The sequence below is a fragment of the Nocardia sp. NPDC058519 genome (assembly GCF_042719755.1).
Classification (GTDB): domain Bacteria; phylum Actinomycetota; class Actinomycetes; order Mycobacteriales; family Mycobacteriaceae; genus Nocardia.
Window position 1 is genome coordinate 240,457 of the sequence record NZ_JBHXNK010000006.1, and the last position, 14,831, is coordinate 255,287.

General features: G+C 67.6%; 16 protein-coding genes. 13 read left to right on the forward strand and 3 right to left on the reverse strand.

Annotation, left to right across the window (positions count from 1 at the left end; genetic code table 11):
• Window positions 1–69: 69 nt before the first annotated feature.
• Complete coding sequence (locus ACFWPK_RS10180) at window positions 70–1,569, reverse strand: flavin-containing monooxygenase (protein ID WP_378914275.1); 1,500 nt, start codon at window positions 1,567–1,569, stop codon at window positions 70–72.
• Between the two features lie 207 nt (window positions 1,570–1,776).
• On the opposite strand from ACFWPK_RS10180, the gene ACFWPK_RS10185 reads away from it, so the two are divergent.
• The 6 genes from ACFWPK_RS10185 (at window position 1,777) to ACFWPK_RS10210 (ending at window position 7,191) form a co-directional block, all read left to right on the forward strand.
• A complete protein-coding gene (locus ACFWPK_RS10185) occupies window positions 1,777–2,931 on the forward strand; it encodes an LLM class flavin-dependent oxidoreductase (protein WP_378914276.1) in 1,155 nt (384 codons plus the stop codon).
• A gap of 322 nt (window positions 2,932–3,253) precedes the next feature.
• A complete protein-coding gene (locus ACFWPK_RS10190; protein WP_378914277.1) occupies window positions 3,254–3,865 on the forward strand; it encodes an HAD family hydrolase in 612 nt (203 codons plus the stop codon).
• A gap of 67 nt (window positions 3,866–3,932) precedes the next feature.
• Window positions 3,933–4,514 carry a class I SAM-dependent methyltransferase gene (locus tag ACFWPK_RS10195; RefSeq protein ID WP_378914278.1) on the forward strand — a complete coding sequence of 194 codons (582 nt, stop codon included), beginning with the start codon at window positions 3,933–3,935 and terminating at the stop codon, window positions 4,512–4,514.
• A gap of 223 nt (window positions 4,515–4,737) precedes the next feature.
• A complete protein-coding gene (locus ACFWPK_RS10200) occupies window positions 4,738–5,190 on the forward strand; it encodes a DUF4247 domain-containing protein (RefSeq protein ID WP_378914279.1) in 453 nt (150 codons plus the stop codon).
• A 46-nt stretch (window positions 5,191–5,236) separates the two neighbouring features.
• A complete protein-coding gene (locus tag ACFWPK_RS10205; protein WP_378914280.1) occupies window positions 5,237–5,662 on the forward strand; it encodes a DUF350 domain-containing protein in 426 nt (141 codons plus the stop codon).
• Window positions 5,662–7,191: a polyamine aminopropyltransferase gene (locus tag ACFWPK_RS10210; RefSeq protein WP_378914281.1), complete on the forward strand. Its 1,530-nt coding sequence runs from the start codon at window positions 5,662–5,664 to the stop codon at window positions 7,189–7,191. Before ACFWPK_RS10205 ends, ACFWPK_RS10210 begins: the two co-directional genes overlap by 1 nt.
• Before the next feature lie 2 nt (window positions 7,192–7,193).
• On the opposite strand, the gene ACFWPK_RS10215 is transcribed toward ACFWPK_RS10210, so the two are convergent.
• Window positions 7,194–7,436 (reverse strand): hypothetical protein, encoded by a 243-nt coding sequence (locus ACFWPK_RS10215; protein ID WP_378914282.1) that lies wholly within the window; start codon window positions 7,434–7,436, stop codon window positions 7,194–7,196.
• 16 nt (window positions 7,437–7,452) lie between these two features.
• Complete coding sequence (locus tag ACFWPK_RS10220; protein ID WP_378914283.1) at window positions 7,453–8,520, reverse strand: NAD-dependent epimerase/dehydratase family protein; 1,068 nt, start codon at window positions 8,518–8,520, stop codon at window positions 7,453–7,455.
• Window positions 8,521–8,641: 121 nt separating this feature from the next.
• Here ACFWPK_RS10220 and ACFWPK_RS10225 point away from each other — a divergent pair, with 121 nt between their 5' ends.
• From ACFWPK_RS10225 to ACFWPK_RS10255, 7 genes are all read left to right on the forward strand, one after another.
• The gene (locus ACFWPK_RS10225) at window positions 8,642–9,268 is read left to right on the forward strand and encodes a TetR/AcrR family transcriptional regulator (protein ID WP_378914284.1); all 627 of its coding nucleotides are present in this window, start codon (window positions 8,642–8,644) and stop codon (window positions 9,266–9,268) included.
• 96 nt (window positions 9,269–9,364) lie between these two features.
• Window positions 9,365–9,685, forward strand: a complete 321-nt coding sequence (locus ACFWPK_RS10230) for a nuclear transport factor 2 family protein (RefSeq protein WP_378914285.1) — start codon at window positions 9,365–9,367, stop codon at window positions 9,683–9,685.
• Window positions 9,682–10,830: an alkaline phosphatase family protein gene (locus ACFWPK_RS10235; protein WP_378914286.1), complete on the forward strand. Its 1,149-nt coding sequence runs from the start codon at window positions 9,682–9,684 to the stop codon at window positions 10,828–10,830. The genes ACFWPK_RS10230 and ACFWPK_RS10235 overlap by 4 nt, the downstream gene beginning before the upstream one ends.
• A 63-nt stretch (window positions 10,831–10,893) precedes the next feature.
• Window positions 10,894–11,214, forward strand: coding sequence for a hypothetical protein (locus tag ACFWPK_RS10240; protein WP_378914287.1), 321 nt, complete (start codon window positions 10,894–10,896; stop codon window positions 11,212–11,214).
• Between the two features lie 152 nt (window positions 11,215–11,366).
• Window positions 11,367–12,629: a transcriptional regulator gene (locus ACFWPK_RS10245; protein WP_378914288.1), complete on the forward strand. Its 1,263-nt coding sequence runs from the start codon at window positions 11,367–11,369 to the stop codon at window positions 12,627–12,629.
• An 88-nt stretch (window positions 12,630–12,717) separates the two neighbouring features.
• A complete protein-coding gene (locus ACFWPK_RS10250) occupies window positions 12,718–14,235 on the forward strand; it encodes an aldehyde dehydrogenase family protein (protein WP_378914289.1) in 1,518 nt (505 codons plus the stop codon).
• Window positions 14,235–14,642 carry a DUF779 domain-containing protein gene (locus ACFWPK_RS10255; protein WP_378914290.1) on the forward strand — a complete coding sequence of 136 codons (408 nt, stop codon included), beginning with the start codon at window positions 14,235–14,237 and terminating at the stop codon, window positions 14,640–14,642. The genes ACFWPK_RS10250 and ACFWPK_RS10255 overlap by 1 nt, the downstream gene beginning before the upstream one ends.
• Window positions 14,643–14,831 lie beyond the last annotated feature (189 nt).

A 14,831-nucleotide genomic window follows, 5' to 3' on the forward strand; every position in this document is an offset into this window, starting at 1 on the left:
ATCGGCCGAACCCGGGCAGCGACAAGGCCCGCCACAGTTCGATGTGACGGGCCTTATCGGGTGCGGTGTCTACGCGCCGGCGACCTTCTCGCCGGGCTTGACGGTGGTGCCGGTCTTGCTGAACCGCAGCACGCCGTCCTCGATCGGGGCCTTGTGCATCAGCGTGCGGTCCCGGTAGTAGTTGTTGACCAGCTTCCACGCGCCACGCGCGCCCTGGCGGGGCATGGCGTCATTGCCGCGCTGGATGTAGCCCGAGGTGAGGGCGCCACCCATGAGCGACTCGTCGGCGATGTCGTCGGGGTTGGCGTGCACCTCGAAGGTGGTGTAGCCACGGTCGCGCATGATGTTGAGCACGCGGCAGAGGTAGGCGGCGGCGAGGTCGGCCTTCAGCGTCCAGGAGGCGTTGGTGTAGCCGATGATCATCAGGAAGTTCGGGATATCGGAGTACAGGACGCTCTTGTAGGCCACCGTCTCGTTGAACTTCACCGGAGTGCCATCGATGCTCAGCGTGATACCGCCGAGCATCTGCACGTTCAGACCGGTGGCGGTGACGATGATGTCGGCCTCGAGCACCTGACCCGACTCGGTCAGGATGCCCTTCTCGGTGAACTTCGCGATGCGGTCGGTGACGATGTCGGCCTTGCCGCTCTTGAGCACCTTGAACAGATCACCGTTGGGCACCACGCACAGGCGCTGATCCCACGGGTTGTAGCTGGGGGTGAAGTGGCGCAGGTTCACCTTCTTCCCGAGCTGCAGGCGCACCTGTGCCAGCATCAGCTTCTTCGCCAGCTCCGGGTTCGTGCGCGAGAGCTGGAAGCTGGCGCGCTGCAGCGCGATATTGCGGGCGCGGCCGATCTTGTAGGCGACGGCATCGGGCACCCGCGACTTCTTGAAACCGATGGCGACCGGGTCGTCCGACGGCAGTGCCTGAATCCAGGTGGGCGAACGCTGCAGCATGGTGACATGCGCTGCAGTGTCGGCCATCGACGGGATCAGCGTGATCGCGGTGGCACCGGAACCGATGACGACGACCTTCTTGCCCGCGTAGTCCAGATCCTCCGGCCAGTGCTGCGGGTGCACGATCTGACCCTTGAAGTCGTCCTGACCGGGGAACTCGGGCTGGTAGCCCTTGTCGTAGTTGTAGTAGCCGCTGGCGCCGACGACGAAGTTGGCGGTCCAGGTCTCGATCTCGCCGGTCGCCTCGACCACGGCCTGCACGGTCCATTCGGCGGTGGCACGGTCGAAGTCGGCGGTGACGACCTTGCGGCCGAAGGTGATGTGGTCGGTGACGCCGTATTCCTTGGCAGTGTCCTCGACGTAGTCACGGATGCTGGCGCCGTCGGCGAGCACCTTGGTGCCGATCCAGGGGCGGAATCCGAAACCGAAGGTCAGCATGTCCGAGTCGGAGCGGATGCCGGGGTACTTGAACAGGTCCCAGGTGCCACCGATGTTCTCGCGGCGCTCGAGGATCGCGTAGGTGCGTCCGGTCTGCTCGCGAGTGAGGTGACAGGCCGTGCCGATTCCGGACAGGCCAGCGCCGATGATCAGTACGTCGACATGCCGCGTCATTGAGGAAACTCGTTTCGTAGGTCGCCACCCGAGCACCGTCGCCCGAGCCTCCTTCGAGGTTACGTGTTTCGCATAGTTACGTCTAGTTCGGTGCGGTCGCGCCGTGGCGTGTCGTGGGGTTGCGCGCACGGTGATCGGAATCCGTGACGAGGGCGGGCGCACCGGTCAGCATCGATGGGCCCCATCACTGCAACGAAAAAGGCGGACATGACCGAGCGCGGACTGTCGTTCCACTGGTTCCTTCCCACCTACGGCGACTCTCGCGGCCTGATGGCGGGCGGACACGGCAGCTTCATGTCCGGTGATCGACCTGCCACACTGCGCTATCTCAATCAGCTCACCGCCGCCGCCGAGGACAACGGCTTCGAGGGCGTGCTCACCCCGACCGGTGCCTGGTGCGAGGACGCCTGGCTGACCACCGCCATGCTGGTGCAGACCAGCCAGACGCTGAAGTTCCTGGTCGCGCTGCGCCCCGGCCTGACCAGCCCCACCCTGGCCGCGCAGATGGCGGCGACCTTCCAGCGCCATTCCGCCGGGCGCCTGCTGCTCAATGTCGTCACCGGCGGCGAACAGCGCGAGCAGGAGGCCTACGGCGACTTCCTGGACAAGACCCAGCGCTACGCCCGCACCGGTGAGTTCCTGCACATCGTGCGAGAGCTGTGGTCGCGGACCGAACCGTTCAGCTTCACCGGTGAGCACCTGCGGGTGCAGGACGCGATCCTCAGCGCCCGTCCCGACCCGATTCCGCCGGTGTTCTTCGGCGGCTCGTCGGGTCCGGCCGGACCCATCGCCGCCCGCTACGCCGACACCTACCTCACCTGGGGCGAACCGGTGGACGCCGTCGCGAAGAAGCTGGACTGGATCCGCGGACTGGCCGCGATCGAGGGCCGCACCGTCGACTTCGGCCTGCGCATCCACGTGATCAGCCGCGACACCGCCGCCGAGGCGTGGGCCGAGGCCGACCGGCTCCTCGACGGCATCTCACCGGGCGAGATCGAACGGGTGCAGGCGAACCTGGCCAAGAGCGACTCCGAGGGGCAGCGCCGGATGGCGCGACTGCACAACGGGCGGACCGACGGGCTCGAGATCGCCCCGAATCTGTGGGCGGGCGTTGGCCTGGTGCGCGGTGGCGCGGGTACGGCGCTGGTCGGGTCGCACGCCGAGGTGGCCGATCGCCTCCTCGAATACGCCGCGATCGGGATCGACAGCTTCATCCTGTCCGGGTATCCGCACCTGGAGGAGGCGTACTGGTTCGGCGAGGGTGTGCTGCCGATTCTGGAGCGCAAGGGTGTGTGGACCCATCCATCGCGGCCGGTGGCGGTGCCCACGATCGCGCCGTTCACTGCCGCTGCCAGTAGCTGAATCCGCGGGGCGCGGTCTGGGGTCGCGCCCGCTCGCGAGGTCGAAGTGCCGTATGGCAGTCGCTGCACCGTTGCGCTCCCTGCCGTTTGTCGGGTATCGCGGTAGTCCAACATTTTTCGATTTGGTCGTGACCTGCCACTTTTCCGAATACCGACCGGTAGGACCGAAATGCAATGACGCACACCGTGCTTCGCTGCACCGCACTCCCCCAACCGTTTTCGGCATCGTGTGCAGCCGCGGTTCCACGTGAATCACTGCAGTTAGGGGCAGGTTCGGGCCGCCATCGACAGGGTCGGAGGCGGTCGGCGATAGGCTCGGCGGCGTGACCCTCACCGTCGGCTTCGACCTGGACATGACTCTCATCGATTCACGTCCGGGTGTCGCCCTGGCGATCGACACCCTCGCGCGCGAGTTCGATCTCGCCATGGACGGCTCGCACTTCGCCGAGCAGCTCGGACCACCGCTGGCCACACTGCTGGGCGACGCGGGCGCACCCGACGACCTGATCCCCCATCTGGTCACGCGCTACCGCGAGCTGTACCCGGACGTCATCGACCACATCGCCGCGCTACCCGGAGCCGACGACGCCCTGGCCGCCGTGCGCGCCGGCGGTGGGCGGACGCTGGTCGTCACCGGAAAATTCGAGCCGCACGCGCGACTGCACGTCGACCACCTCGGCTGGCAGATCGATCGCCTCGCCGGCGACCTGTGGTCGACCGGGAAGGCCGATGTGTTGCGCGAGGAATCGGCCCATGTCTTCGTCGGCGATCACGCGGGTGACATGCGCGGCGCCAAGGCCGCCGGTGTTGTGGCCGTCGGCGTCACGACCGGGCCCTACGACGCCGACGGACTGTGGGACGCAGGCGCGGACGTGGTCCTCGGCGACCTCACCCAGTTCGCCGAGTGGTTGGCCGATCACGCATCGGTACGATAGTCCACGAAACAGCTTGTGACGCAACCCAGTTCCGGAACCCATCCGAGACCCGGCACGTTGACGGGTCATGCCGACCGACCCCTACTGGAACCACAACACGCACTACCACCCCTGGGTACTCGATCAGGTGCCCGACACTGCCCGCACGGCGTTGGATATCGGCTGCGGTGACGGATTACTCGCCCGCAAATTAGCGACCCGGTGCGACGCGGTGCTCGGGGTCGACATCGATGACCGGGTCATCGCCAACGCTCCGGCCGCGCCCAACGTCCACCTCGAACACGCCGACTTCCGCGACCTCGACCAAACCTTCGACGTGGTCACCGCCGTCGCCACCCTGCACCACGTCCCCGTGCGGGACGGCATCACCGCCCTGCGCCACCTCGTCGCCCCCGGCGGCACCCTCGCGGTGGTCGGTCTCTGGAAGATGCACCCGGTCAGTGACTTCCACTACCTCCCCCTCCTGCCCGCGATCTGGGGCCTCGATCGCTGGCGACACCGATCGCTCGGCGGCCCCGATGTCACGCTGGCCGATCCACGGGAAACCCTCGCCGAAATCCGCTCCGCCGCCGCCGAACACCTCCCCGGCGCCGAGATCCGCCGCCGCCTGATGTGGCGCTACACCTTGCGGTGGCAGCGACCACGCTGAGCGAGGCCGTCACCGCGGCCACTGCCGCGCGGCCGTTTCGAAGCGGTTCGACGCTGTCCGCCGATCCGCGTGGCGTGGCGACCTCCGTAGATCCGTATTGTCCGAATCGATGCGGTGTGTCGACCCGTCCGGGTGATACAGTCCGGCAGGTTTTTCGATGGGGAGGGTCAGTCATCAACGCAGTGCCGATAGTTGTGTGGCGCACCGGGTCCGGGGGGTCGCGGTGACGACACGGGTGAAATGGGCGATCGGTGTCGGGGCGGCCGTAATGGCGTTGCTCTTGGTTCTGGTCACCGGTGTCGTGGTTTCGTGGGTGCTCGCCGACGAGGATCCGTCGGAGTTCGTGGCCGAGAATTACCAGCGAGCGAAACAGTTCGATCAGGCGAACGACGGTGTCGCCTATCTCGCGGCAGGCGCACCGGCGGTCGTCGCCGCGGCGATCGCGAAGAAGACCGACCCCAGGGACCGCCGCAATACCGGCGACAACCACTACCTGCGGTTCCCTCCCCGGTATTTCATCGCGGTGACCCCGCACGCCGGCGGCTCGCTGGTGCTCGTCGACAGCTATTCCAACGGAAACCGCCGCCACCACGGGCATATCAGCGGCTACGGCTGGACCAGCGGTTCGGCGGCGGGCGACTATCGCGGCGGCGGCAGCGACAGCGGCGGCAAGTAATTCACTCGGGCGTTTCATCTCGCCCGCACAGCACAGGAGGACACTCATGCTCGCCGACCTGGCGGCGGACGCGGGCGCCGCGCTCGCCTATTCCGCGGTGGGAATCGTGTTGATGGCCGTCGGTTTCGGCGTCGTCGACCTGCTCACCCCCGGCGACCTGCGCGCCCAGATCTGGATCGAACGCAACCGCAATGCCGCGATCCTGCTCGCCTCGAACCTGTTCGGGGTCGGGATCATCGTGGCCGTTGCCATCTGGACCTCCGAGGGCAAGATCGCCGAGGCCCTGCTGTCGAGCGCGATCTACGGGGTGATCGGACTGGCCGCGATGGCGGTGGCGTTCGTCCTGCTCGACGCGCTCACCCCCGGTGATTTCCGGGCCGTCGTCGCCGACGCGGAACCGCACCCGGCGGTGTGGGTTACGGCGTCGGCGCATGTCGCGGTCGCGCTGGTGGTGGCCGCGGGCCTGACCTGATGCCCCGGCACCGCCTGGCCAGGGCGGCGCTGCTGGCGACCGTGTTCGTGTGCGCCGCATGCGGTTTGGTGTACGAGCTGTCGCTGGTCACCCTCGGGAGCTATCTGATCGGCGACACCGCCGCCCAGGCGTCGATCACCTTGAGCGTGATGGTGTGTTCGATGGGTGTCGGCGCGCTGGTGGCCAAACCGTTGCGGTCCCGTGCCGCTGCCGCTTTCGTGGCGGTGGAATTGGCCTTGGCCGTCGTCGGCGGGCTGTCGGTCGCTGCCCTGTACGCCAGTTACGCGTGGCTCGATATCTATACGGGCACGCTGGTGCTGGCGGCGGCGGTGATCGGCATGCTCGTGGGTGCGGAGATTCCGTTGCTGATGGAGTTGTTGCAGGACATCCGCAAGCAAGAGGCCAGTGGCGCGGTCGCCGATCTGTTCGCGGCCGACTATGTGGGTGCGCTACTGGGCGGATTGGCGTTTCCGTTCCTGCTGCTGCCGGTGTTCGGCCAGATCCGCGGCAGCCTGGTGGTCGGGGTCGTGAACGCCGTCGCCGGACTCGCGCTGGCGTTCTTCTTCTTTCGCGACAAGATGACGCGCGGCGTCCGCCACACCCTGATCGCCGCCACCGTCGCGGTCGCCTGCGGCCTCACCGGCAGCTACCTCTACGCCGACCGCTTCGAGGCGACCGCGCAGCAGGCCCTGTTCGCCCACCCGATCGTGTGGCAGACGCGCACGCCCTATCAGCAGATCGTGCTCACCGAATCGTTCTCCCCGTTCGCCACCACCGATACCCGGCTCTATCTCAACGGCGGACTCCAGTTCTCCTCGGTCGACGAGTACCGCTACCACGAGGCGCTGGTGCACCCGGTGCTGTCCGGCCCGCACCGTTCAGTGCTGGTACTCGGTGGCGGCGACGGCCTCGCGCTGCGCGAGATCCTGCGCTATCCCGATATCGCGCAGGTGACACTGGTCGAACTCGATCCGGCGATGATCGACCTCGCCCGCACCGACGACCGCCTGACCGGCCTCAACCACCATGCGTTCGACGACCCGCGGGTCGAGGTGGTCAACGCCGACGCGTTCAGCTGGTTACGCAGCGCCCCAGGTCTTTTCGATGCCGTGATCGTCGACCTGCCCGACCCCGACCAGACCTCGGTGGCCAAGCTGTACTCGCAGGAGTTCTACGCGATGACCGCCAACGTGCTGGCGCCCGGCGCGCGCATGGTCGTCCAATCGGGCTCACCTTTTTTCGCCCCGCGTTCCTTCTGGACCATCGACGCCACCCTGCGTTCCGCGGGTCTGCACACCACGCCGTACCACGTCGACGTCCCGAGCTTCGGTGACTGGGGCTTCGTGCTGGCCTCGGCCACCGCGGCCCCGACCCCGACCCTGCGCAGCCCCGGCCCCCTGCGCTCCCTGGACGAGGCCACCCTCACCGCGGCCACCGTCTTCCCACCGGATCGGCGCCCGGTCGACCCCGAGGTCTCGACCTTGATGCACCCGGTGATTCTGGATCTGCAACGCCAAGAATGGCGTTGACCTCAGACCAGACCCGAACAGGCGAGGTGCGTGCCGCCGACGGCGAGTCCGAGGATGGCGACGGCGGCCGACAGTGCCGGGACCGGTTCGCGAACCAGCCGGGTCGCGCCGCGCCGCACTGCGGGCCCAACCCGCTCGAGCCGGCTTCCGAGTGCCGAACGTCCGGTCACCTCATCGCCCGCCCGTCCGCGCAGTTTCCGGCGGACGACGCCGAGGAGCGTGAGGAAGAGTGCGGTGATCAACATCGTGTGCCCTTCCCGCTCAACGTGTTCCGACGGCGGCACGCGATGACTTCGCGGGCCGGTCGGGGGCGGTGACGATGCCGAAGGCGATCAGGCTGTCGGCGGTGTCGCGGATGGTGTCCTCGATCGGGCGCATGGTCCAGCCCAGTTCGCGCCGGGCCTTGTCGGCGGTGACGTGTTCGGTGCGGCCGAGCACCGGCACGGTCAAGCGGACACCCTTGTCGAAGACCGCGACGAGGCGGATCACCCAGTTCGGCAGGACCCGGGTGGGGACACGGAAGCCCTCGGCGGCGTAGTCGTGGGCCAGCAGGCGGGCCAGCTCCCCCATCCACAGCGGGTCGGTCGCGCAGATGTATCGATTGCCCGCCGCCTCGGGCACTTCCATCGCCAGCCGATGTGCGACAGCGAGGTCGCGCACGTCGACGGGGGTCCAGCCGGTGTTCACCGAACCAGGGACGTCGCGGGCCAGCAGGCGGCGGATCGGTTCGTGGGAGGTGCTGGTCCTGGCTTCGAGCAGCGGGCCGAGGATCATGCCGGGGTTGACCACCACCAGTTCGAGAGCGGCGGTGGCGGGCAGGGATTCGACGAATTCCCAGGCCGCCCGTTCGGCAAGGGTCTTGCTCTTCTGATAGGCGGGGATGCGGTCGACGACCGACCAGTCGTCCTCGGTGCGCACCGCGTCCACGTCATGGCCGTAGGCGACGGCGGCGACCGAGGACGTGAGTACGACGCGGCGGACACCGGCGGCCGCGGCGGCGCGCAGCACGCGCAGGGTGCCCTGGACCGCGGGTTCGATGAGGTCCCGCTCGTCGTCGGGTGGGGTGGAAGGGAACGGTGACGCGACGTGCAGCACGGTGTCGCAACCGGCGACCGCGGCGGCCCAGCCCGCGTCGTCGTCGAGGGAGGCCGCGACGAATTCCAGGTCACCACCGGTGCGGCGGGCGAGTTCGGTGAGGTGGGCGCGTCTGGTGTGCGCGGCGAGATCGCGCACTGTGGCGCGGACGGCGTAGCCGTGCTCGAGGAGTTCGGCGATGCAGTGGCCGGCGACGAAACCTGTCGCGCCGGTGACGAGTACCCGAGTGGTCATGGTGGTCATCCATTCCGTCGATTCGGTGGAGCACGCATCTAAGCGATGCTCAATTAATCTAAACACCGCATAGATTTCCTGTCCAGTGCCAATTCCGCCCGGGATCTCGCCTACGCTCTTGATGGTGAAGCGCACCAGTTACCACCACGGCGATCTGCGCGCCACGCTGATGGCCGCCTGCCTGCGCCTGATCGAGAGCGAGGGCCTGGCCGCGGTGAGCCTGCGCCGCGTCGCCCGAGAGGCCGGGGTCAGCAGTGGCGCGCCCTATCACCATTTCGCCGACCGCGCCGCGCTGCTCTCGGCACTGTCGATCGACGGCTTCCAGCAGCTGGCCGCCTACCTGGTCACCGCGCGGGCGGCCGCGGCCGACCCGCTGGCAGCACTCACCGAACTCGGCGATGCCTACGTGCGGTTCTCCCGTGATCACCCCGCCCAGTTCCGGCTCATGTTCCGGCCCGAGCTGTCGCAGCCGGAAAAACACCCCGACGCCCACGTCGCCGGTGACGCCGCCTTCAACGTCCTGGCCGACACGGTCGCCGAATGCGTCGCCGTCGGCGCGCTGCCCGCCGACCGCGCCGAAACCCTCGCCGTCGCCTGGTGGGGGCTGGCCCACGGGCTGGCGTCGCTGTGGCTCGACGGGCATCTCGAAAAGCGCAGCGAACAGATGGGCACCCACGCGCCCGAGCTCGTCGACACGATCATGCGCACATTCACCACGCTGATCACGCCGGGTTCGTCCACCGCCTGACGCGCCGCCGATATTCCGCCGACCCGGCGTGTGCACTCACCTACAGTGGGTACCACCGTGTTTGTCGTTGCGTAGCCGTTTCGAGCAGGAGGCCCGATGTCTGGCACCGCGAAACTCGATCCCGTGGTCGAGACGTTCGTCGACGCGCTCAACGCGCAGGACACCGACCAGTTCTACGGTGTGCTCACCGAGGACGCGACAATGTCCGATGATGGTGTCGAACGCAATCTCGCACAATGGACAGAGGCCGAGATCTTCAGCAGCAACGGGCATCTCGTCGTGGACACGGTCGACTCCGACGACGGCCTCGCACTCACCGCCGACTACACCAACAGCCGGTGGGGTTCGATGCGAACCACCTGGCAGTTCGTCCTGCGCGACGGACTGATCAGCCGATTCGAAACAGGGCAGGCGTGAGCGACGATCTCCTACTGGCACCGCGTTACGGCACAGCCGCACTCTCCGATCTGCTCCCGTCGGTACTGACCTGCCTCGGCGTACCCGGCGACACCGACCGGCTCGGCCTCGATCTCGATGTCGACCGGGTCTGTGTGCTGCTCGTCGACGGACTCGGCGCGCAAGCCCTTGCCGCCGAATCCGCTGCCGCGCCGTTCCTGACGAGCCTGCCCGACGCAGCCCTCGATGCCGGCTTCCCGAGCACCACGGCGACGAGCCTGACCACCCTCGGCACCGGACTGCCGTCGGGCCAGCACGGCATCGTCGGCTACACGATGCGGCTGCCCGGCGAAGAACGCCTGTTCAATTCGCTGCGGTGGCAACTCACCGGCGCGGGCCCCACAGTGGACGCGCTCACCGCCTTCCCGCCCGACCGGATTCAGCCGCACCGCACCATCTTCGAGCGCGCCACCGACGCGGGCATCGCCGCCGTGCAAGTGGCGCCGAGCTACCAGGACGGCTCCGGCCTGACCCTGGCCGGATGGCGCGGCGGCGGATTCCGCACCGCCTATTCGGTCGGTGATCTCGTCGACGGCGTGCTGACAGCCCTCACCTCCGCACCGAAAACCCTTGTCTACACCTATCATTCAGAACTCGACACCACCGGCCACGCTCGCGGGCCCGCCAGCAGGGCGTGGCGGTTCGAGCTCGCCAATGTCGACCGGATCGCCGCCGAGATCGCGGCGCGTCTGCCCGCTCGCTCGGCGCTCATCGTCACCGCCGATCACGGCATGGTCGAACTCGCCGAGCGCATCGACTTCGACACCCATCCGCACCTGCCCGAGAACGTCCTGGCACTGGGCGGTGAGCCACGTGCCCGCCACGTCTACACCGACGAGGGCGCTGCGGTCGCCGACACCTGGCGAGGCGTGCTCGGGAGCGGGTTCCTGATCCGCACCCGCGAAGAGGCGATCGACGCGGGCTGGTTCGGCCCGACCCTCGCCCGCGAGGCCGCCGCACGCATCGGCGATCTCGTCGTGATCGCGGGTGGCGACGGCGGTGTGGTGCGCTCCGGCGCCGAACCGCTGCAATCGCTGATGGTCGGCCATCACGGGTCGCTCACCCCCGCTGAACTGCGGGTTCCCCTGCGGATCCACCGCGCGTGAGCACCACAGCATAAGCTGTCACGGACGCGCAGGTGCGCGCAGCGAACCATTCCAGGAGGAATCATGCACGCCAACACCCGTACCGGCGCCGTCGCGGTGGGCGTCGCGGTGCTGGCGGCACTGGCCACCGGCTGTACCGAGGTCGAGCGAGTGCTCAACCAGGGTGGCGAGACGAGCTGCCGCGACTATGTCAACCAGGACGCCAACACCAAGCGGATCACCATCACCAAGGCGATCAAGCAGCAGACCGGCAACGACAACGAACCGGCCGGCACCGTGGTCGACTCGATGATCGTGCAGGTCGACCTGTTGTGCGCGACCCAGCGCAATGTCGACACCCCGATCAAGAACGCCGATATCGCCGGGATCTTCCTGAACAAGTAGCCGCCGTCAAGGCGACGCGACAGGTCGGCGACCGGTGACCTGATCGTCCTCGGCACAAACGTTCCCATGGTGGTGGCACAGCTGATAGACAGTAAGCGCCACACCGGTTCTCGTCGCGGAAACGGTGCGTCACCGACGAGCAGGGAGTGAACGTGGGCGAGGACGCAGGAAGGCCCCAACACCACCCGATCGCCGCACCGCACCGGCCGGAACAGCTCTCGGACTACCGAGTCGAGCTCGAGAAGCAGTGGAACCGCCTGGCGGCACCCTCGCGCCCGTTGACCCTGCCGCGCGACACCGGCGCCGTGCGCAACGATGTCGCCAAATCCTGGCAGCGCTCCCTGCACACTGTCGACCCCGCCACCGAAGTCGCTCCCGGATTCAACGACATCAGCGACCGCTGGTCGGAGTCCCCGCTGCGCAGGCCCGTCACCGAACTCGCGGGCCAGCTGCGCGGAATGGCCGAGGAATCGGGCTATCTCGCTGTCGTCAGTGACGAATCGGGCACCATCTTGTGGACCGCGGGTGATCGCGCGCTGCGCCGCCAAGGGGAGGCGGTGAACTTCGCGCCGGGCGGGGTGTGGGACGAAAGCCATATGGGCACCAACGGGTTGTCCCTGGCCCTGCACGACGACAGGGCCGTCACCGTGTTCTCCGCCGAGCATCTCGTCGCCGCGCTACACGGCTGGGTCTGCTACTCCGCACCCATCCACGGCCCCGACGGCCGAACGGTCGGTGTGCTCGACCTGTCCTCGACCTGGGAACGCTCGCATCCGATGGTGATGACCTCGGTGCGCGCGCTGGTCACCGCCGTGGAGACGATGCTGCGCGCCGAAGCGCCCACGCCCGCGCCGGGTGTGCGGCTCGAATGCCTCGGCGCGGCAAGACTTTTGCGCGACGGACGACCGGTGCCGCTGCCGCCACGCCAACTCGAGATCCTGGCCCTGCTGGCGCTCGAGCCCGACGGGTACACCCCCGAACAGCTGCACGCCGCCGTCTACGGTGAGCGGTCGGTGTCTTTGAACACGCTCAAAGCCGATGTGTCGCACCTGCGCCGCGCCACTCGCGGCGAGATCACGAACCGGCGCTACATGCTCACCGGCGAGGTGTCCTGCGACGCGGTGGACCTGCTGGCCGCCATCGAGGGCGGCGACCTCACCTCGGCGCTGTGGCTCTATCGCGGTCCGCTGCTACCCGGTTCGGATCTGCCCGGCGTGGAACAGTGGCGCGCCCATCTCGACGTCGGCATTCGCAATGCGGTGCTCGGCAGCGACCGCCCCGAACACGCGGTCGCGTTCGGGCAGCGGTGCCCCGGCGATGTCGCCGTGCACGAGCACGCCCTGCGGCTACTGCCTCGCGACGATGTCCGGCGCGCCGTCGTTACAGCCCGACTGTTCACCGCACGCCAGTCCTGACCTGCGCAAACGCCGTCACCAACCTCGTACCAACCTTCTCCGACAATAGTGTGGATCACCACGGGAGAGGTCGCGAGGAGCGAGGCGCATGATCTACGGCAAACCCGGATCGGATACCGGCATAGTCAGCTATGCCGCCCGATACGACAACTTCATCGGAGGTGACTGGTCTCCCCCTGTCGAAGGCCGTTATTTCGACAACACCTCACCGGTCGACGGTGAGACCTTCTGCGCGGTGGCCCGTTCCACCGCCGCCGATATCGATATGGCGCTCGAAGCCGCGCACCGCGCCACCGAGCGCTGGGCCGCGACCTCGGTCACCGAGCGGTCCGACATCCTGCTCAAGATCGCCGACCGGATCGAGAACAGTCTCGAACCATTGGCGGTGGCCGAGACCTGGGACAACGGCAAACCGGTCCGCGAAACCCTGGCGGCCGACCTCCCCCTCGCCATCGATCACTTCCGCTACTTCGCGGGTGTGCTTCGCGCCCAGGAAGGCTCGCTGTCCCAGATCGACGCCGATACCGTCGCCTATCACTTCCACGAACCGCTCGGGGTGGTCGGGCAGATCATTCCGTGGAACTTCCCGATCCTGATGGCCGCCTGGAAACTCGCGCCCGCGCTGGCGGCGGGCAACTGCGTGGTGATCAAACCGGCCGAACAGACACCGGCCTCACTGCTGCTCGTCGTCGAACTCATCGCGGATCTGCTGCCCGACGGAGTTCTCAACGTGGTCAACGGTTTCGGCGCCGAGGCGGGCAAGCCACTGGCGCAGAGCCCGCGGGTGGCCAAGATCGCCTTCACCGGTGAGACCACCACCGGACGCCTGATCATGCAGTATGCCAGCGAGAACATCATCCCGGTGACCCTCGAACTCGGCGGCAAGAGCCCCAACATCTTCCTGCCCGATGTGCTGGCCGCCGACGACGACTACCTCGACAAGTGCGTCGAAGGGTTCGTCATGTTCGCCCTGAACCAGGGCGAGGTGTGCACGTGTCCGTCACGGGCGCTGATCCACTCGTCGATCTACGACGAATTCCTCGCCCGAGCCATCGCCCGCACCGAGGCCATCGTGTCCGGTCATCCACTCGACACCGAGACGATGATCGGCGCGCAGGCCGGCAACGACCAGTACGAGAAGATTCTGTCCTATTTCGACATCGGCAGGGCCGAAGGCGCCCGCGTGCTCACTGGAGGGGAAGCACGCAAGGTCGACGGCCTGCCGGGTGGGTACTACATCGAACCCACCGTCTTCGAGGGTGACAACACGATGCGGATCTTCCAGGAGGAGATCTTCGGCCCGGTCGTCGCGGTGACCCGCTTCGATACCGTCGACGAAGCGATCCGCATCGCCAACGACACTCTCTACGGTCTCGGTGCGGGCGTGTGGACCCGCGATCTGAACATCGCCCATCGACTCGGCCGCGGTCTCGAGGCAGGCCGGGTCTGGACCAACTGCTATCACGCCTACCCCGCCCACGCCGCGTTCGGCGGCTACAAGAAGTCGGGATTCGGCCGGGAGAACCACGCGATGATGCTCGGGCACTACCAGCAGACCAAGAATCTGCTGGTCAGCTATTCGACAACGAAACTCGGGATGTTCTGATGCAGAATCGAATCCACCGTGTGGAGATCACCGAGCGCGCCCAGACCCTGCTCCGCCGGCTCATCGAGGACAACGGCCCCGTCCTGTTCCGCCAGGCGGGCGATTGCTGCGACGACGACAGCGCACCGGTGTGCCTGTCGGCCAAGCAGTTCCCGATCGAGAAGGCCGATATCCTGCTTGGGCGACTCAGCTGGCACACCGAATTCTGGATCAGCGCCAAGCAATTCGAATGCTGGAAAGATACGCACCTCACCGTCGATGTGGCGCGCGGTGAGGCCGCCGCGGACTCACTGGAGGCCGGCCAGGGCATGCGCTTCGTGTTGCGCGCCAGGCTGCTGACCGAGGCGGAGAACGCGGCACTGGCGGCCGCGCCGCCACCACGAACGGGCGCCGACCGCACGCTGTAGCGGCGCCACCGAAAGCCTGACCTGGCAGCATCTTTCCCGGGGCCGGCAGGTCACGGCGAGCCCCCGCCGACTGGGCCATCGCGGCTCAGCCGGCGGGGTGAGCTCGCCGTTTTCCGTGCGGGCCCCTATATAGCAAATGTGTTCCCGCGCAAACCAAATCGCGTCTCGCTCACCGAGACACGCACGACA